15 protein-coding genes are annotated in these 16,866 nt (G+C 72.0%); 8 read left to right on the forward strand and 7 right to left on the reverse strand.

Annotated features, from left to right (window positions below; translation table 11 throughout):
* The first annotated feature begins 15 nt into the window (after positions 1-15).
* From ACFUNE_RS15015 to ACFUNE_RS15025, 3 genes are all read left to right on the forward strand, one after another.
* Positions 16-771 (forward strand): SAM-dependent methyltransferase, encoded by a 756-nt coding sequence (locus ACFUNE_RS15015; RefSeq protein WP_383566642.1) that lies wholly within the window; start codon positions 16-18, stop codon positions 769-771.
* A gap of 129 nt (positions 772-900) precedes the next feature.
* Positions 901-2,169, forward strand: a complete 1,269-nt coding sequence (locus tag ACFUNE_RS15020) for a hypothetical protein (RefSeq protein WP_383566645.1) — start codon at positions 901-903, stop codon at positions 2,167-2,169.
* Between the two features lie 75 nt (positions 2,170-2,244).
* Positions 2,245-2,754, forward strand: coding sequence for a DoxX family protein (locus ACFUNE_RS15025; protein WP_383566648.1), 510 nt, complete (start codon positions 2,245-2,247; stop codon positions 2,752-2,754).
* 31 nt (positions 2,755-2,785) lie between these two features.
* On the opposite strand, the gene ACFUNE_RS15030 is transcribed toward ACFUNE_RS15025, so the two are convergent.
* Positions 2,786-3,016 (reverse strand): hypothetical protein, encoded by a 231-nt coding sequence (locus tag ACFUNE_RS15030; protein WP_383566651.1) that lies wholly within the window; start codon positions 3,014-3,016, stop codon positions 2,786-2,788.
* Positions 3,003-4,337, reverse strand: coding sequence for a PspC domain-containing protein (locus ACFUNE_RS15035; protein WP_383566654.1), 1,335 nt, complete (start codon positions 4,335-4,337; stop codon positions 3,003-3,005). Before ACFUNE_RS15035 ends, ACFUNE_RS15030 begins: the two co-directional genes overlap by 14 nt.
* 206 nt (positions 4,338-4,543) lie before the next feature.
* Here ACFUNE_RS15035 and ACFUNE_RS15040 point away from each other — a divergent pair, with 206 nt between their 5' ends.
* Positions 4,544-5,836 (forward strand): PspC domain-containing protein, encoded by a 1,293-nt coding sequence (locus ACFUNE_RS15040; RefSeq protein WP_383566657.1) that lies wholly within the window; start codon positions 4,544-4,546, stop codon positions 5,834-5,836.
* The gene (locus ACFUNE_RS15045; protein ID WP_383566662.1) at positions 5,833-6,528 is read left to right on the forward strand and encodes a LuxR C-terminal-related transcriptional regulator; all 696 of its coding nucleotides are present in this window, start codon (positions 5,833-5,835) and stop codon (positions 6,526-6,528) included. Before ACFUNE_RS15040 ends, ACFUNE_RS15045 begins: the two co-directional genes overlap by 4 nt.
* A 13-nt stretch (positions 6,529-6,541) precedes the next feature.
* Here ACFUNE_RS15045 and ACFUNE_RS15050 read toward each other — a convergent pair whose 3' ends face one another.
* Positions 6,542-7,297 carry a GNAT family N-acetyltransferase gene (locus ACFUNE_RS15050; protein ID WP_383566665.1) on the reverse strand — a complete coding sequence of 252 codons (756 nt, stop codon included), beginning with the start codon at positions 7,295-7,297 and terminating at the stop codon, positions 6,542-6,544.
* Positions 7,298-7,309: 12 nt separating this feature from the next.
* Complete coding sequence (locus ACFUNE_RS15055) at positions 7,310-8,380, reverse strand: NlpC/P60 family protein (protein WP_383566668.1); 1,071 nt, start codon at positions 8,378-8,380, stop codon at positions 7,310-7,312.
* Between the two features lie 356 nt (positions 8,381-8,736).
* Here ACFUNE_RS15055 and ACFUNE_RS15060 point away from each other — a divergent pair, with 356 nt between their 5' ends.
* A complete protein-coding gene (locus ACFUNE_RS15060; protein ID WP_383566671.1) occupies positions 8,737-9,090 on the forward strand; it encodes a hypothetical protein in 354 nt (117 codons plus the stop codon).
* A 58-nt stretch (positions 9,091-9,148) separates the two neighbouring features.
* On the opposite strand, the gene ACFUNE_RS15065 is transcribed toward ACFUNE_RS15060, so the two are convergent.
* A complete protein-coding gene (locus ACFUNE_RS15065) occupies positions 9,149-10,309 on the reverse strand; it encodes an NlpC/P60 family protein (protein WP_383566674.1) in 1,161 nt (386 codons plus the stop codon).
* A 449-nt stretch (positions 10,310-10,758) separates the two neighbouring features.
* Here ACFUNE_RS15065 and pcrA point away from each other — a divergent pair, with 449 nt between their 5' ends.
* Positions 10,759-13,197: a DNA helicase PcrA gene (pcrA, locus tag ACFUNE_RS15070; protein WP_383566677.1), complete on the forward strand. Its 2,439-nt coding sequence runs from the start codon at positions 10,759-10,761 to the stop codon at positions 13,195-13,197.
* An 86-nt stretch (positions 13,198-13,283) separates the two neighbouring features.
* Here pcrA and ACFUNE_RS15075 read toward each other — a convergent pair whose 3' ends face one another.
* Positions 13,284-14,903: a peptidoglycan DD-metalloendopeptidase family protein gene (locus ACFUNE_RS15075; RefSeq protein ID WP_383566680.1), complete on the reverse strand. Its 1,620-nt coding sequence runs from the start codon at positions 14,901-14,903 to the stop codon at positions 13,284-13,286.
* A 239-nt stretch (positions 14,904-15,142) separates the two neighbouring features.
* Complete coding sequence (locus ACFUNE_RS15080) at positions 15,143-16,090, reverse strand: esterase/lipase family protein (RefSeq protein WP_383566682.1); 948 nt, start codon at positions 16,088-16,090, stop codon at positions 15,143-15,145.
* A gap of 345 nt (positions 16,091-16,435) precedes the next feature.
* Between ACFUNE_RS15080 and ACFUNE_RS15085 the strand changes: the two genes are divergently transcribed.
* The gene (locus ACFUNE_RS15085) at positions 16,436-16,849 is read left to right on the forward strand and encodes a cobalamin B12-binding domain-containing protein (RefSeq protein WP_383566685.1); all 414 of its coding nucleotides are present in this window, start codon (positions 16,436-16,438) and stop codon (positions 16,847-16,849) included.
* Positions 16,850-16,866: the final 17 nt, after the last annotated feature.

The following is a 16,866-nucleotide window of genomic DNA, read 5'->3' on the forward strand; positions in this document are numbered from 1 at the left end:
GCCAGGCTCCCGGTCATGCCGAGCGAAGAGATCCGCGCCCTCATGTCCGCCCCCGGGAACGACCGCCTCACGTGGAACACCCCGCTCTCCGAGGAACACGCCGCGCAGCTGATCGCCGCGTGCGCGCCCGCCCCCGGCGCCCGGATCGCCGACTTCGGCAGCGGCTGGGGCGAGCTGCTGATGCGCCTGGTCGAAGCGGCGCCCGGCTCCACCGGGGACGGCATCGAGACCGACCCGGAAGCCGTCGCGCGCGGCCTGCGGCTGGCGCGGGAGCGTGGGCTCGCGGACCGGGTGCGGTTCCACGAGGTGCCGGCGGCGGAGTATCCGGGTGACGGCTACGACCTCGTCGTCTCCATCGGTTCCTCGCACGCCTGGCCCGGCGGCACCCCGGAAGCGTTGAAGGCCCTGCGGGCAGCCGTACGACCCGGTGGGCGGGTGCTGTTCGGGGACGGGTTCTGGGAGCGTGAACCCTCGGCCGCCGCGCTGGAGGGGCTGGGCGCCGAGCCCGGTGACTTCGGCTCGCTGCTGGAGCTGATCCGGCAGGCGGAGGCCGCGGGGCTGAGGCCGCTCCAGGTGACCGTCGCCGACCAGCGCGAGTGGGACCTCTTCGAGTCCGCGGCCAACATCGGGCGCGGCGAACGCTGGGCACTGGCCAATCCCGGGCACCCGCTGCACTCCGGGGTGACCGAGGCCGTCGACGCCCGTCGCACCGGTTACTACGGGGGATACCGGGGGACCCTGGGTCTCGCCTACCTCGTGCTCAGCGCCTGAGAATCGCACATTTCTCCGACACGCGCTCCCGGCCCGCCCCGATGTGGGGCGAGCCCGCCCCGTACGGCACAATTCGCAGAAATCGCAGGCGAGTTGGTTTCACCGGGGTGGGAAAGGGCGGCGTTCTCCGTGGCGTTGGACGAGGCGAGGGCGAAGAGTGCGCACGGCGGTGGCTGTACGTGCGGCGACTGCCCGCACGGAGCACGTGAAGGTCACCGGCGGGCCGTGGCGGCCTTCCTCACCAAGCGGGACGAACTCGCCGCCGGGCAGGGCCTGCCCGGCGGGGTCGCGCAGTCCGTCTCCGCGTCCCGCCAGTGGGTGTCGGACGAGCTGACCGAGTCGGCCCGCGCCGTCGCCGAACGCAGCCGTGAGGCCGGTGACGCCTGGCTCCACACGCTCTGGCAGCGCACCCTGGTGGCGGTCTGGGGCGGTGTCGCGCTGCTGGTCATCGGCGAGGCCGCCACCGCCATCGGTGCCGGCTGGTCCACGGCCCGCACCGCGGGGCTGGTCGCGGCGCTCGTCACCGCAGGCCTCCTGACCGGCGCGGCCCGAGTCCACCGGGCCCGCGGCGGCCTCCTCGCCCCGCTGATCGGCGAGGACAACCGGCTCTCCACCTCGCGCACGGTCGCCGCGTCCTGGGTGCTCCTCGCCGCCTTCGCCGTGCTCGTCCTCGCGCTGCAACTGGCCGGAGCGTCCGACCACGGCGACCGGGACGCCCTGATCGAGGGCCTGGACCTGGTCCGCTCGGCCGGCGTGCTCACCGTGCTCGCCCTGGTGTGCGCCGTCGCCGTCGTCGTACGCCGGGTGGTGACCGTGCGCGTGCTGGGGCAGCGGCTGCAGAAGCTGCGCGCGGACCGGCCCCGGGCCGCCGATCTGCTGACCGACGACTCCGGGCGCGGCAGTTTCACCGATGTGCAGTACGTGCTGGTCAGCGCGGTCGCCGTGCTGTTCGCCGCGGTCCGTCTGGCCCGCCGGCCCGAGCAGCTCCCGGACCTTCCGTGGGGCCTGGCGGTCCTGGTGGCCGTCTCGGCGGCGACGTACTTCGCCGGCAAGTACGCGGAGGGCGGCCGGCCCGTCATCCTGTCGGTCGTCAGGGCCAGGGAGGCTGGGGACCTGGACGCCCCGATCCGTACCGGCGACGACATCGAGATCCGCGGCGCCGGATTCGTCGCGCCCGGCGCCGGCAGCCCCGACAGGCTGGCACGGGTGGTCGTCAGGATCGGACGGGTGCATGTGCACGTCCCCCTCATCCCGGTCACCGGAGGGTTCGCCAACCCGTCGGACACCGTGCTCACCGTGCCCGTGCCCGTCGAGGTCGAACCCGGCACCGTGGAGGTACAGGTCGTCACGGCGGCGGGTGTGGAGACGAATTCCTGCCTCATCGACGTCACGGACTGAACCGCGCACCTGGTGAGCGGCACCGAACCGGCGTACGTATGGTCTGTTGAAGGGCCAACGGAAAGCGGGACAGTGATGAGTGGGTACAGGGGCGGTTCGTACGGGCTGGACGAGCCGAAGGGGCTGCGGGACCGGGCGCGGGAGTACGCGCTCCTACCCCTGCGGATCTTCCTCGGCGTCACCTTCGTCTACGCGGGGCTCGACAAGCTGACCGACAGCGCGTTCCTTTCGGCGAGCGGGCCCGGCTCCATCGGCGAGATGATGAACGCCGTACGGGACAGCGCGGCGATCCCGGGCCTCGTCGACCTGGCGCTGAAGAGCCCCGAGGGCTTCGGCTACGCCATCGCGATCGGCGAGCTCCTCGTCGGCCTGGGTACCCTCGCCGGCCTCTGGGCGCGCCTGGCGGCCTTCGGCGGCGCCCTGATCTCCCTGAGCCTGTGGCTGACCGTCAGCTGGCAGAGCACGCCGTACTACTACGGCAACGACCTGGTCTACCTGATGGCCTGGCTCCCGCTGGTGCTGGCGGGCGCGTCCTACTGGTCGGTGGACGCCCTGAGGGGGAGCCGACGCCCCGGGAGGATCTGAGGCTCCGGGGGGATCCGGGGACCCGGGCCGTCTACGTGGACGGGGCCGCCGAGGACGCCTTCTTCGCTGCCCGCCGCCGGCGCAGCCGGTAGTTCACCCAGGTCACCGTGGCCGCGAGCCACAGGCCGCCGAGGAACACGGGGCCGAAGAACGTCCAGGGGACCTCCCACGCCCCGGCCGCGTCCGCCGCGTATCCGCCCGCCAGGGTCAGCATGGCCAGGCCGGCCACCGCGCGGCCCGGCCGGATCTCATGACGCACCACGGGTGACCTCCAGCTGTCCGATGCCGATGCCCATGCCCAGCTCGATCGTGCCGGCGGGTGCGCTGCCCCCGGGGGGTGCGACGGTCCGCCGGGTGTGACGGTCGGGGGCGATGTCCACGTCCTTGCGCACGTCGGACGGGAACCGGATGTCGCCCAGGCCCGCTTCGGCGTCGACCTTCACCGTCACCCCGGCCGGGACGACGACGACCGCTCGGCCGGCACCGACCTCGACGCGGGTCCGCAACGTCTCGCCCTTCGGGAGGGTGATCCGGGACAGGTCGAGCTTCGCGTCACCCAGGTCGAGCTTGTACAGGGGCTGGACCGCGGCGACCGAGGCCGGACCCCATTCCTCCCTCACCCAGTCGGTGCCGATGTCCTTCGGGACCACGGACGCCCCTGCCAGCAGCCCCGCCGTGATCATGGCCAGCAGGACCGTGCCGAAGCCGGTCCTGCCGAGGACGGAGGCGACCAGCAGGCCGAGGCCGAACACTCCGAGCGCGGCGGCGAGCCCGATCTGCAGGCTCGTCCCGAGCGGATGGGTCCCCCAGCTCAGCCCCGTGCCGAGACCGCCCGCGACGAGGGCGAGCAGGAATACGAGGCCGCCGATCGAACGCGGTCCCCGGGTCCCGGGCGGCCGGCCGGGCGGGGAGAACGGGGCGTCGGCCTTCGCACCGCTCCCGCCGGGCTCCGCCACCTCCGGCAACGCGCTCGCCGGGCCCCACAGATAGCCGCTGCTCGTGGGGCCGGTCGTGCCGTCCTTGACGATCGGGTCCCGCCACCAGGACGGGGTGCCCGTGGTGGGCGGTGCCTTCACCTCAGGAGGCGCCCCGTGGCCGGCGGTGTGCGCCGCGCTCTTCGGAACGTGCGCCGACGCCCCGGGAGCGTCCTCGGGCGGAGCCGTCCCGCGGTGCTGCGTCCAGACCGAGACGCCGATCACGGTCAGCGAGAGCATCGCGGCGAAGGCGAGCATCCCGCCGTTGTGCAGCATCGACAGCAGCAGCCCGCAGCCCACCAGGGCCAGCAGCAGCGCGATCAGCGAGGCGCCCTCGACCCGGCCCGACAGCAGCCGCCGCGCCTCGTTCTCGTCCTCGCCGTCCACGGGGAGCAGCAGCCAGGCGAAGCCGTAAAAGATCAGGCCGATGCCGCCCGTCACCGCGAGGACGCCGAGCACGATCCGGAAGATCACCGGGTCCACGTCGCAGTACCGGCCGAGCCCGCCGCACACCCCGGCCACCACCTTCTGCCGCTTGCTGCGACGCAGCCGCGGTGCCGGTTCTGGGGGCGGAGCGACGCCGGGGGAGGCGTCCTGGGGAACGGTCATGGCTCCATGGTGACGGCCCGTACGCCCTTGTGGGGCCCACGACGACCCTGGCCCGTCCCTGATATTGCGTCCCTCAGGCCCCTGGGGACCCCGGCCGTCCCGCCCCGCCCGGCGGGCCGGAGCGGCGGAGCCCGTCCCGGGGCCTCAGGGTCGAGTCCGGGCAGACCCTGATGCCACGACCCGCCGGGACGTGTGACGATCGGTGCATGCCAGCAGCCACGACGCGAGCCGCGAGCTCCCACGCCCCGGACCCGGAGGAGCCTGCGCCGCGCAAGCTGTACCGGAGCGCCGACGGACGGATGCTCGGTGGTGTCGCGCGAGGGCTCGCCGGGCATCTGGGACTGCCCGTCGCGTGGGTCCGGTTCGTCTTCCTCGGACTGTTCTTCGCGGACGGCCTGGGCGCCCTGCTCTACGCCGTGTTCTGGATCGTCGTGCCGCTCGGTGTCGGCGGGGTCGGCGGGGTGGAGAACCGGTCCCTCTTCGAGACCGCCCCCGACGGCCGTCGCCGGCTCCGCAAGCCCGACAAGGGCCAGGTCTTCGCCCTGGTCGCCCTGCTCGTCGGCGCCGTGACCTTCGTCGGCAACGTCGACATGGGCAGCAAGGCGGACCGTTACGTCTGGCCGGCGCTGCTGATCGGCGCGGGCTCCGTCCTCGTGTGGCGCCAGGCCGACAACGCCCGGCGCGCCCGGTGGATGGAGGTCGGCCGCCGTCGCCGGGTGCTGCACCTGGCCCGCGGACTGGCCGGGGTCGCGCTCGTCGGCCTCGGTCTCGCCGCCTTCATGGTGGTGCGGGGCTCGGCGGCCCAGCTGGGCACCGCGCTGACGGCCGCCATCGCCGTACTCACCGGCATCGCGCTCCTCGCGGGCCCCTACCTCGTGCGGATGACGCAGGACCTCTCCGAGGAACGCCTGATGCGCATCCGGGCACAGGAGCGTGCCGAGGTCGCCGCCCACGTCCACGACTCCGTCCTGCACACCCTCACGCTGATACAGCGCAACGCGGACGACGGCGGCGAGGTCCGCAGGCTCGCCCGCGCCCAGGAACGCGAGCTGCGCAACTGGCTGTACAACCCCGAGGGCACCGGCAAGGACGAGGCCGAGGAACCGTCCGGCCTCGCCGAGGCCGTCAAGCGCGCCGCCGCGGAGGTCGAGGACAAGCACGGGGTCCCGCTGGAGGTCGTCGTCGTCGGGGACTGCCCGCTCGACGAGAAGCTGGTGGCGCAGATGCAGGCCGCACGCGAGGCGATGGTCAACGCCGCCAAGTACGGTGGCGAGGGCGGTGCCGTCCAGGTCTTCGCGGAGGTCGAGGGCCGCACGGTCTTCGTCTCCGTACGGGACCGGGGGCCGGGATTCGACCTGGACGCCGTTCCCGGCGACAGGATGGGCGTACGAGAATCAATCATCGGCCGGATGCAGCGCAACGGCGGGACGGCGCGGCTGCGTTCGGTCCCCGGCGGGGGCACGGAAGTCGAGCTGGAGATGGAGAGGGCGGGCGAATGACCGAGAACACCGAAGCCACCGGGGGCCCGGAGCGCCGGGTACGGGTCGTGCTCGTCGACGACCACCGGATGTTCCGCACCGGGGTGCAGGCCGAGATCGGCCGCACCGAGGAGACCGGGGTCGAGGTCGTCGGCGAGGCCGCCGACGTCGACCAGGCGGTCACCGTGATCACCGCGACCCGGCCCGAGGTCGTGCTCCTCGACGTCCACCTCCCGGGAGGCGGAGGCGTCGAGGTGCTGCGGCGCTGCGCCCCGATGATGGGCGCGGTCGAGAACCCGGTGCGCTTCCTGGCGCTGTCCGTCTCGGACGCGGCCGAGGACGTCATCGGCGTCATCCGGGGTGGCGCCCGCGGCTATGTCACCAAGACCATCACCGGCGCCGATCTGGTCGACTCCGTCTTCCGGGTCCAGGACGGCGACGCGGTGTTCTCGCCGCGGCTGGCCGGGTTCGTCCTCGACGCCTTCGCCTCGACGGAGGCCCCGCCGGTCGACGAGGACCTCGACCGGCTGACGCAGCGCGAGCGCGAGGTGCTGCGGCTGATCGCCCGGGGATACGCGTACAAGGAGATCGCCAAGCAGCTGTTCATCTCGGTGAAGACGGTCGAGTCCCACGTCTCGGCCGTGCTGCGCAAGCTCCAGCTCTCCAACCGCCACGAGCTGACCCGGTGGGCGACGGCACGGCGGCTGGTCTGAGCCGCACGCACGCTCAGGCGGGATCGAGCGAGATGTTGAGCTTCTCGCCGGTCCTTCGGTAGCCGACGCTCGCGTAGATCCGCTCGACGTCGGGGCCGCCGGGCTCCAGCCACACGGTGTGGAAGCCGCGTGCGAAGGCGGTGCGGGTCAGCCAGGCGGCCAGTGCCGCGCCCACACCCCGGCGGCGGAAGGTGCCGGCGACGGCCAGGCCGGCCAGTTCGCCGATCCCGTCGGACGGGGCGGAGCAGCCGCCCGCCCCGGCGGGGTGCCCGTCCACGGTGGCCAGGGCCGAGACACCGCCGCCCGCCGTCGCTTCCCGCAGCCAGGCGATCTCGCCGTCGTCGGGGCCGCCCTCGCCGCCGAAACCGGAGTGCTGGACGGCGGCCGCGGCGGCGAACTCATCGGCGGTGACCGGCTCGGCGACGCGCAGGCCGTCCACCGGCTTCGGCGGCAGGAGGCCCCCGGCGGCGCAGGCCATGACCGGGGCGCGGCTCTCCGCCGTGAACCCCGCGGCCATCAGGGCGGGTTCGACGGCGGGCGCCCAGGCGGGCAGGAACTCCAGCCGGGGCAGCCGTTCGCGCGAGCGGAACGCCGCGACCAGGTCGGCGATGTCCTGCGCCGTGGGCTCGGCGTCCCGGTCGGGGATGGCGTAGTTGGCGAACTTCAGCTCCCAGCCCGGATTGTGGCGCACCGTGAACGGGCCCACCCGGTAGTGGTCCGGGGAGCGGAGCGTGAGTGTACGCACGTAGTTCTGGATGGCTGTGTCCATGAGGCCGGGAGCCTATGCGATGCGGGTGGCACCCGCGAGGGGCATTTCGCTGATCGGCGCGATACGGACGGGGGCTCCGGGGCGCGGGGCGTGGATCATCTGCCCGCCGCCGATGTAGAGCCCGACGTGGGTGATCCCGGAGTAGAAGAACACCAGGTCGCCCGGTGCGAGTTCGGACTGCGGGACGCGCCGGCCGGCGTTGATCTGGGTGTACGTCGTGCGGGGCAGGGAGACTCCTGCCGCGCGCCAGGCGGCTTGGGTGAGGCCGGAGCAGTCGAAGGAGGAGGGGCCCGTGGCTCCCCAGACGTACGGCTTGCCGAGCGCCCCGTAGGCGAAGTCGACGGCTTGTGCGGCACGGGCGTTCGGCGCGGCCACGGAGCCGCGCGGGGCGCTCCGGTCGGCGCGGGTGGCGGTGCCGCCGTGCGCGGCGTCGGCGGAGCGCTCGTAGGCGGCGCGCCGGTCCGCGGTCATGGTGGCGAGCAGCTTCCGGGCGTCGGCGAGTTTGGCGCGCACCTCGTTCTTGTGCTTCTGGAGATCGGCCCGGCGGGAGGCGAGCACCGCGAGCTCGTCCTCGGCCTGGGCGCGCAGCCGGGCGATGTCGCCGATCTGCCGGCGCACCCCGTTGATCGCGCCCGCCTGGCGGTCGCCCGCCCGGTCCTCGTACGAGGCGCGCTCCAGGTACTGGTCGGGGTCCGAGGAGAGGGCCAGCCGGACGGCGGGGTCGATGCCGGCGCTGCGGTACTGGGCGGTGGCGTACGAGCCGAGGGCGTCGCGCGCGGTGTTGAGGCGCTCGGTCCTGCGGGCCGCCTCGTCGCGCAGTGCGTCGAGGGCCTTCTCGGAGGCGGCGGTCTCCTCCTTCGCGCCGTTGTACTTCTCGGTGGCGACCTCGGCGTCGTGGTACAGCCGGTCGATCTTGGCCTCGACCTGGGCCGGGGTGGGCCGGGGATCCGCCTGGGCGGCACCTTCGAGAGTGGCGGCGGTCGCGGCCCCGGCGAGGGCGAGGGTCGCTGCGGTGCGGGCAGCAGGCCCGGTGAACAGGCGCTGCTTGGGCTTGCGGTGAGCGGCTTCTCGATGGCGGGGCACGGGGGTGGTGCGTCCTTCCGTTCGACTGCCCGTCGGGGATGCCGGCGGGCCCGCCGGGGTCCGGCGGCGGGCCACCACAGGGGGGAGCGGCCCGCCGCCGGATTCCTGGCGGGGCGACCGGCACGCCGCCCGGTACGGGGGCGGTGATGCAGAGCCGGTCACCTGGGAGGGACGCTAAACCCGGCGCACGGGGAAGAGGCGTAATGACAGGTATTGCCTGCATGTGCTGTTTCGTTTCCCTCGAATGACCGGAAAAATCAACCGGAGTCCGGCAATTCGCGCAGACCTGAGATGAACTCATCGGTAAGTCGTACCGTGCCGAAGAGTGGTGATATGGCCGCCGTTAGGCTGCGGCCATGGACGTACTCATCAATGTCTTCGTGGCCCTGCACATCATCGGGATCGCCTCCCTGCTCGGCGGCTTCCTGACCCAGATGAAGGCCATGGGGGCGGGTACGGCCCGCTTCGTCCCGGCCATGCTGCACGGTGCGCTCACCATGCTCGTCACGGGCGTCGCCCTGGTCGGTCTGAACCAGGCCGACGACCAGAGCGTGAACAACGTCAAGATCGGCGTGAAGCTGCTGCTCCTGGTCGTGATCCTGGCGCTCGTCTATGTGAAGCGGGACGACGAGAGGGCGGGCAAGGGCGCGTTCGCCGCGGTCGGCGGGCTGACCGTCGCCAACATCTTCATCGCCACGCTCTGGACCTGAGCGGAACGGGCGGGCCGGGGCTGTGCCCCGAACCCGCCCGCCGGTGGTGTCCCGCGCGCTACGCCGGGCGCACGCTGCCGTAGATCGGCATGTAGTAGATCGACTCCTCGCGGACGTTCGCTCCGGGCTTCGGCGCGTGGATCATCATGCCGTCGCCCTTGTAGATGCCGACGTGGCTGATGTCGTCGTAGAAGAAGACCAGGTCACCCGGCCGCAGATCCGCCGTGGCCACCCGGGTGCCGACCTCGACCTGGTCCCAGGTGGTGCGCGGCAGGTCGACACCGGCCGCCTTCCACGCGGCCTGGGTGAGCCCCGAGCAGTCGTACGAGGACGGGCCCGTCGCCCCCCAGACGTACGGCTTGCCGATCTGGGACCGGGCGAAGGACAGGACCTTCTCGGCCTTCGAGGCGTAGCCGCTGTCGGAGCCCGTGCCCCCGGTCTCCGTACCGGTGCCCGTTCCCTCCTGCGCGGCCTCCTCGGTGGCGGCCCGGTCGGCCTTCTCCTTCGCGGCGGCGGCCTGCTGCCTGGCCAGCTCCTCGGCCTTGCGCTCGGCCTCCGCCTCCTTCTTGCGCTCCAGCTCCGCGAGCCGTGCCTTCTCCTCGGCGGTGAGCTCCGACAGCAGGGAGCGGGCCTCGGTGAGCTTCGTCTGCACCTGCTGCTTACTGGTGCGCAGCGTGGCCTGCGACGTGGTGAGCGTCTCCAGGCTCTTCGTCGCCTCGACCCGCTTCGCCGCCGCCTCCTTCTGCTGCGTACGGAAGTCGGCGACCGACTTCTGCTGCTGGCTGGTCATCCGGGCCATCAGCTGGTCCTGGTCGAAGTACGACTGGGGGTCGTCCGCGAGGAAGAAGGTCGCGGTCGGGGCGATCGAGCCGGTGCGGTACTGCGCGGCCGCGTAGTTGCCCAGCTCCCGGCGCGTCTCGTTCAGCTTGTCGGCCCGCTTCGCCGCGGCCTCCAGCAGCGCGTCGACCTTCGAGCGCTGCTCGGCCGAAGCGGTCTTCGCCTGGTTGTACTGCTGGGTCGCCGTGCCGGCCTGGCGGTACAGGGCGTCGACCTTCTTCTGTACTTCCTCGATGCTGGGCCGGGGCTCCGCCGGGGCGGCCGTCGCGCTCTGCGTGGAGAGCAGGGTGACGGAGGCGAGCGCCGCGGTCGTGAGACCGACGGCAGGGGTGGTGCTGCGCACACGGGTGCGCGGTCTGCGATGCGACGCCAAGGCCGGCATCTCCTTCCGTGGACCGCCTACCCGGGTTAGCGATGGGGGTCCCCCCAGGCCGTTCAGGCCCTGGGGGAGGGTTCGGGCGGAACGGAAGGCTGCCCTACGGTCCGGCGAGGACGGACCGATTCACCCCGGTGCTGCGTCTGGGTCCCCGGTTCCGGCCCCCTGGGCGGGAGCGCGGATTCGGCGGGAGCGCCCGTGCGGCGCTGTTCGCCTCAAGGGGGTACGGGGCACCCGCCGGAGACGCTAGCCAACCCGTGGCGTCCCTGTGAAGGTTGATGTGCGATATGCCCGATACATTTTCGTGACCTTCGCCGCACGGCGGACCGTGTGGCCGGATCGGCCCCCTGAATCTCACGCACCGTGCGCGAACCGTGTCGGTGCGCGCACGTGCCGGAGCCCTTGTAGCCGATGCGGCCCGGGCTGTCGGTGCGGCCGCCTAGACTCGTGAGGCGATGAGCAGCCTCTTTGACGACAGTTTCCTGACCGGCCTCCAGCAAGCTGAGGAGGGCCCCCCGCCGCCCCCCGAGGAGCACGCACCCGAAGCGGTGCCGGAGGGCCTCTTCGAGGCTGTCTTCGACACGCCTCCGCCGCCGCGTGACGCCCACTACCGCGACGGTGCCCCGCGTCCCGTCATCGACTCCGCCGCGCTGCTCGACGGGCTGAACACCGAGCAGCGCGCCGCGGTCGTGCACGCCGGGTCCCCGCTGCTCATCGTCGCCGGGGCCGGGTCGGGCAAGACCAGGGTGCTCACCCACCGGATCGCCCACCTCCTGGCCGAGCGCGGGGTGCACCCGGGACAGATCCTCGCGATCACCTTCACCAACAAGGCCGCCGGCGAGATGAAGGAGCGGGTGGAGGACCTCGTCGGCCCGCGTGCCAACGCCATGTGGGTCATGACCTTCCACAGCGCCTGTGTGCGGATCCTGCGCCGTGAGTCGAAGCGCCTCGGCTTCACCTCGTCGTTCTCGATCTACGACGCCGCCGACTCCAAGCGGCTGATGGCGCTGGTCTGCCGCGATCTGGACCTCGACCCGAAGCGCTACCCGCCGAAGTCGTTCACGGCGAAGGTCTCGAACCTCAAGAACGAGCTCATCGACGAGGAGACGTTCGCGGGCCAGGCGGCCGACGGCTTCGAGAAGACGCTGGCCCAGGCGTACGCGCTCTACCAGGCGCGGCTGCGCGAGGCCAACGCGCTCGACTTCGACGACATCATCATGACGGCGGTCCACCTGCTCCAGGCGTTCCCCGACGTCGCCGAGCACTACCGCCGCCGCTTCCGCCACGTCATGGTCGACGAGTACCAGGACACCAATCACGCCCAGTACACCCTGGTGCGCGAGCTGGTGGGCCCGTCCGGCGAGGCCGAGGCCCCCGGTGAGCTCTGCGTCGTCGGTGACGCGGACCAGTCGATCTACGCGTTCCGCGGCGCGACCATCCGCAACATCCTCCAGTTCGAGGAGGACTACCCGGACGCGAAGACGATCATGCTGGAGCAGAACTACCGCTCCACGCAGACGATCCTGTCCGCCGCCAACGCCGTCATCGAGCGCAACGAGAGCCGCCGCCCCAAGAACCTCTGGACGAACGCCGGCGCGGGCACCCGGATCACGGGCTACGTCGCCGACACCGAGCACGACGAGGCGCAGTTCGTCGCCGACGAGATCGACCGGCTGACGGACGCCGCGGAGGCGAAGGCGGGCGACGTCGCCGTCTTCTACCGCACGAATGCCCAGTCCCGTGTCTTCGAAGAGATCTTCATCCGCGTCGGACTGCCCTACAAGGTCGTCGGCGGAGTGCGCTTCTACGAGCGCAAGGAGGTCAGGGACGTCATGGCCTACCTCCGTGTCCTCTCCAACCCCGAGGACACCGTCCCGCTGCGCCGCATCCTCAACGTGCCCAAGCGGGGCATCGGCGACCGGGCCGAAGCCATGATCGACGCCCTGTCCATGCGCGAGAAGATCTCCTTCCCGCAGGCGCTGCGCCGCGTCGACGAGGCGTACGGCATGGCGGCCCGCTCGTCGAACGCGGTGAAGCGGTTCAACACGCTGATGGAGGAGCTCCGCACGATCGTGGAGTCGGGCGCGGGCCCGGCCGTCGTGCTGGAGGCCGTCATGGAGCGGACGGGATATCTCGCCGAGCTCCAGGCCTCCACCGACCCGCAGGACGAGACCCGTATCGAGAACCTCCAGGAGCTCGCCGCCGTCGCCCTCGAGTTCGAGCAGGAGCGGGCGGAGGAGGAAGGCGCGGGCACGCTCGCCGAGTTCCTGGAGAAGGTCGCGCTCGTCGCCGACGCCGACCAGATCCCCGACGAGGACGAGGACGGGTCCGGCGTCATCACCCTGATGACCCTGCACACGGCCAAGGGCCTCGAATTCCCGGTGGTGTTCCTGACCGGCATGGAGGACGGCGTCTTCCCGCACATGCGCGCGCTGGGCCAGGTGAAGGAGCTGGAGGAGGAGCGCCGGCTCGCCTACGTGGGCATCACGCGCGCCCGCGAGCGCCTCTATCTGACCCGGGCGTCGATGCGGAGTGCGTGGGGCCAGCCCTCGTACAACCCGCCGTCGCGGTTCCTGGAGGAGATCCCGGACCAGCACCTGGAGTGGAAGCGCAAGGGGCCGATGGCCGCTCCCGCGGGTCCGACGTCCGGCATCACGTCGTCGCTGTCCTCGTCGCGCGCGAAGTCCGGGCCGTCGGGATTCGCGACCCGGCGCACGTCCGACAAGCCGGTGGTCACCCTGGTCGCGGGGGACCGGGTCACGCACGACCAGTTCGGCCTGGGCACGGTCACGGCGGTCGAGGGATTCGGCGACCAGGCCAAGGCCACGGTCGACTTCGGCGACGAACGGCCCAAGAAGCTGCTGCTGCGCTACGCACCGGTCGAGAAGCTCTGATCCGGCCGCCGGCGGAAAGCCCCGGCCTCGTATCTCCCGGACCGGGAGATACGAGGCCGGGGCTTTTCAGTCCGCGACGTGCCGGCTCAGTAAGGGTTGATCCCGTGGCTGCGGAGCCACGGCATCGGGTCGATCGCCGAGCCGCCGCCCGGCCGGACCTCGAAGTGGAGGTGCGGGCCGGTGGAGTTGCCGGAGTTCCCCGAGAAGGCGATGACGTCGCCGGCCTTGACCGATCCTGAACGGATCTTGGTGGTGCTGAGGTGGCAGTACCACGTCTCGGTGCCGTCGGCCGCGGTGACGATGGCCATGTTGCCGTAGGCGCTGTTCCACTGGGTGCGCACGGTGCCGTCGGTCGCCGCCATGACGGGGGTGCCGTAGGAGACGGGGAAGTCGATGCCCGTGTGCACGGACATCCAGTTCACGCCGGCCTGCCCGTAGGTGGCGCTGAGTCCGTGCTGCTTCACGGGCAGGACGAACTTGGGGCGCGCTGCCTCGCGGCGGGCCGCCTCCTCCTCGCGCTTCTTCTTCTCGGCGGCCTGACGCTCCTTCAGGTCGATGCGCTCCTGGGTGCGGCTGGCCCGGTCGGCGAAGTTCTCCGCGTCGGCGCTGAGGTTGGCGAGCTGGGTGTCCAGCTTGTTGTTGGCCGCGGCCGGCTTGACCGTGTCGGCGGCCGCCATGGACGTGGTCTCGTCCTTCGTCTCCTCGGCGCCGACCCCGCTCACCGAGGCGGCGGCGATGCCCGCGACGCTCATGACACAGGCGGACGGGACGGCGACGGTGAGGAGAGCGGAACGCTTCGCGGGGGTGCGGCGCCGGCCCCGGCCCCCGCCGCGCGGGGCGGCGGAGCGGCTCACGGGACGCGGGACGGCCGCCGTGGGCACGGATTCAGCCGATTCCGAGGTCACGTCGACGACGTCCGGATGGGGCTCGGGCCTCTCGGTCCCGAGACCTTCGTCGTACGCGTCGTCGTAGGCGTCCGTCCGCACGGTCCCGGCTTCTGTTCCGGCGGTTCCGACGTGGTCGGGGGAGTCGTGGAGGTCGTGGGAGCCGATTCCGTCGTGCGCGGCGAACTCGGCCGTCCCGTACGGCTCGTACGAGGCCGGCTGGTGTTCGTACGAGGGATACGACGTCTGTTCGGGTGCGTACGCCGGGCTCTCGGGCGTGGCGCCGGTGTTCCAGGCGGTGGCGTCGTAGGCGCCGGTGTCGGCGGCCGCGTAGTTCTCGTACCCCGCGGTCTCGAAGGCGGGGACGGCGTAGGTGCCGGTCGCGTAGGCCGTGGTGTCGAACGTGGTGGTGGGGAAGGCGCCGGTGTCGCCCGACGCCCACTGGGTGTCCTGGCCGGTCTGGTTCCAGCCGGTGGTGTCCCACTGGCCCGTCGCGTCAGGGGCCTGGGCGGCGGCCTGGGCCGGGATTCCGGCCTCGGGCATCCAGGTGGCGGCCGTGTCGTAGCTCTGGTGCATCTGCGGATGGCCCTGGGTGCCGTAGGCGTCGTACGGGGCCTGTTGATGCGCTCCGGTGTCCCACTGGTTCGCGTCGTAGCCGCCGTAACCGCCGTCGTACGCCGGGGCGTAGCCGTCGCCGTACGTGACCTCGGGGCCGGTTTCGTGCTGACCCGGCAGGGTCCCGAAGAGTGGATCTGTGTCGAAGCTGCCGGTGGACTGGCCGTCGTATCCGGCATTCCCGGCGTGGGGGTGCTGGTCGTTCACCAACTTCTCTCTCGCCTCGGCAGCAGGACCTGTTCCGGGGTCCGGTGGGGGGACCCCAGGGTGAGCAGTGGCCGCGACTGTACCCGGCGGTAGGTGAGGACGACAATCTTCGGCGGCTTCCAGCCCCGAAGGAATCGGGCAATCGGCCGCCTTTCGGCGGACGGGGCGTACAGGCTTGGCCCTATGTTCGAAATTAGTTCTAATCGCCAGGCGCTGTGCGGCGGTTCAGCCGTCGGATATCAGGCGACGGAGGCAGCTCCGGGGATGCCGATGGCCGTGCCGTCGGACTCCAGGGCCTGACGGATCGCGGACGCCACCGTGGGGTGCACCGGAAGGGCCAGGTGGCCGATCCCCGTGACGCGCACATTCACCGCGTCGAGGTCCGGGTGGTCGACGCAGGCCGTCTCGACGGGGAGCATCACCCTGTCCAGCTCGCTCCAGAAGCTGACGAACCGCGTCCGGCAGCCGGGAGCGGGACGGCGCAGCTCCTCGATCAGGTCGGAGCCGCCGCGCATCTGGCGGACGATGGGGTGGGCGCCGGCCAGCGGGGCGGCGGCCGTCCCGCCGTGCGGCGTGCCCAGGGTGACGAGGGTGCGCACCCGGCGGTCCCCGCCGAGCCGCTGCACGTAGTACCGCGCGATGAGGCCACCGAGACTGTGACCGACGATGTCGATCTCGCGGTGGCCGGTGCGGGCGCAGATCTCCTCCACGTGGCGGTCCAGCAGCTCGGCCGCCGTGCGGATGTCACAGGTCAGGGGTGAGTAGTTCAGTGATTCGAGATGGCGCCAGCCGTGCCGGGCCAGGGAGCGGCGGAGCAGGACGAAGACGGAGCGGTTGTCGATGAACCCGTGCAGGAGCACGACGGGCGGCCGGTCGACGGCCTTGGTGGGCAGCACGGCGGTGTCCGCCGAATGGGTGATTCCGTCTGCTTCAGCTGTTCCCGCTGTTCCCGCTGGTTCTGCCTGGGCGTGACCGTCTTCGGTTCCGTTGCCGTCACGTCCCGGGCCGGTCGGGGCCGGGGGCGTGGGTGCACGGCGCTCCGGAGTGAGGCCCGAGGGGTAGATGAGCACGTGCCCTGCCAGGATCACCAGCTCCAGCGCGGTGGCCCTGAGCAGCGTCGACGACAGCCAGGCGGGGCGCAGACACGGCCTGCGCAGCAGTAGGGGTAGGAAGGACAGGACCTTCATGGCCGACCTCCTGCACTGGCATGCGGGGAGGCGGCTCCCAGCCCCGTACGCCCTCACGGGAGTCGCTGCGGAGGCGGCCGGCCGCCCTGATGCGACCGGGGAGCCGTACCACCGTGCCGTGCGGCTGACGGCGCGGTGGTACGACGGCCTCGTTGCGGCTCCTCTGGCGACGCTCCCCGCGCGGCCGGTGGGCCGCCCGGTGCCGGGAACGGCGCCGGCGAACATGTCCCATGTGTGATTTCCCCCTCCCGGTCCACCGCGAAACGGCGCCGTGCGGGATGCTGTGGATAACGTTCGTTCACATCACCGGCCCACCGGGCACGGGAGACGCATGTGGAGGCAGTGATGGGTGTGACCGGTCCGATCCGTGTGGTGGTGGCCAAGCCGGGCCTCGACGGCCATGACCGCGGGGCGAAGGTGATCGCCCGGGCGCTGCGGGACGCGGGCATGGAGGTCATCTACACGGGGCTCCACCAGACCCCCGAGCAGATCGTGGACACGGCGATCCAGGAGGACGCCGACGCCATCGGGCTCTCCATCCTCTCCGGTGCTCACAACACGCTCTTCGCCAAGGTCATCGAGCTGCTGAAGGAGCGCGAGGCGGAGGACATCAAGGTGTTCGGCGGCGGCATCATCCCCGAGGCGGACATCGCTCCGCTGAAGGGGCTCGGCGTCGCGGAGATCTTCACCCCGGGCGCGACGACTGCTTCGATCGTGGACTGGGTCAACGCCCACGTCCGCCAGCCCGCAGAGGCCTGAGCACGCCGGAGCGAGGC

This window comes from Streptomyces sp. NPDC057287, from assembly GCF_042667905.1.
Lineage (GTDB): Bacteria > Actinomycetota > Actinomycetes > Streptomycetales > Streptomycetaceae > Streptomyces.

What these genes read in the sequence shown, in the direction of transcription:
- ACFUNE_RS15050 (WP_383566665.1), bottom strand. Translation starts at nt 7,297, where the DNA reads ATGGACACAGCCATCCAGAACTACGTGCGTACACTCACGCTCCGCTCC.
- ACFUNE_RS15035 (WP_383566654.1), bottom strand. Translation starts at nt 4,337, where the DNA reads ATGACCGTTCCCCAGGACGCCTCCCCCGGCGTCGCTCCGCCCCCAGAA.
- ACFUNE_RS15060 (WP_383566671.1), top strand. Translation starts at nt 8,737, where the DNA reads ATGGACGTACTCATCAATGTCTTCGTGGCCCTGCACATCATCGGGATC.
- ACFUNE_RS15015 (WP_383566642.1), top strand. Translation starts at nt 16, where the DNA reads ATGCCGAGCGAAGAGATCCGCGCCCTCATGTCCGCCCCCGGGAACGAC.
- pcrA (WP_383566677.1), top strand. Translation starts at nt 10,759, where the DNA reads ATGAGCAGCCTCTTTGACGACAGTTTCCTGACCGGCCTCCAGCAAGCT.
- ACFUNE_RS15065 (WP_383566674.1), bottom strand. Translation starts at nt 10,309, where the DNA reads ATGCCGGCCTTGGCGTCGCATCGCAGACCGCGCACCCGTGTGCGCAGC.
- ACFUNE_RS15025 (WP_383566648.1), top strand. Translation starts at nt 2,245, where the DNA reads ATGAGTGGGTACAGGGGCGGTTCGTACGGGCTGGACGAGCCGAAGGGG.
- ACFUNE_RS15085 (WP_383566685.1), top strand. Translation starts at nt 16,436, where the DNA reads ATGGGTGTGACCGGTCCGATCCGTGTGGTGGTGGCCAAGCCGGGCCTC.
- ACFUNE_RS15080 (WP_383566682.1), bottom strand. Translation starts at nt 16,090, where the DNA reads ATGAAGGTCCTGTCCTTCCTACCCCTACTGCTGCGCAGGCCGTGTCTG.
- ACFUNE_RS15040 (WP_383566657.1), top strand. Translation starts at nt 4,544, where the DNA reads ATGCCAGCAGCCACGACGCGAGCCGCGAGCTCCCACGCCCCGGACCCG.
- ACFUNE_RS15045 (WP_383566662.1), top strand. Translation starts at nt 5,833, where the DNA reads ATGACCGAGAACACCGAAGCCACCGGGGGCCCGGAGCGCCGGGTACGG.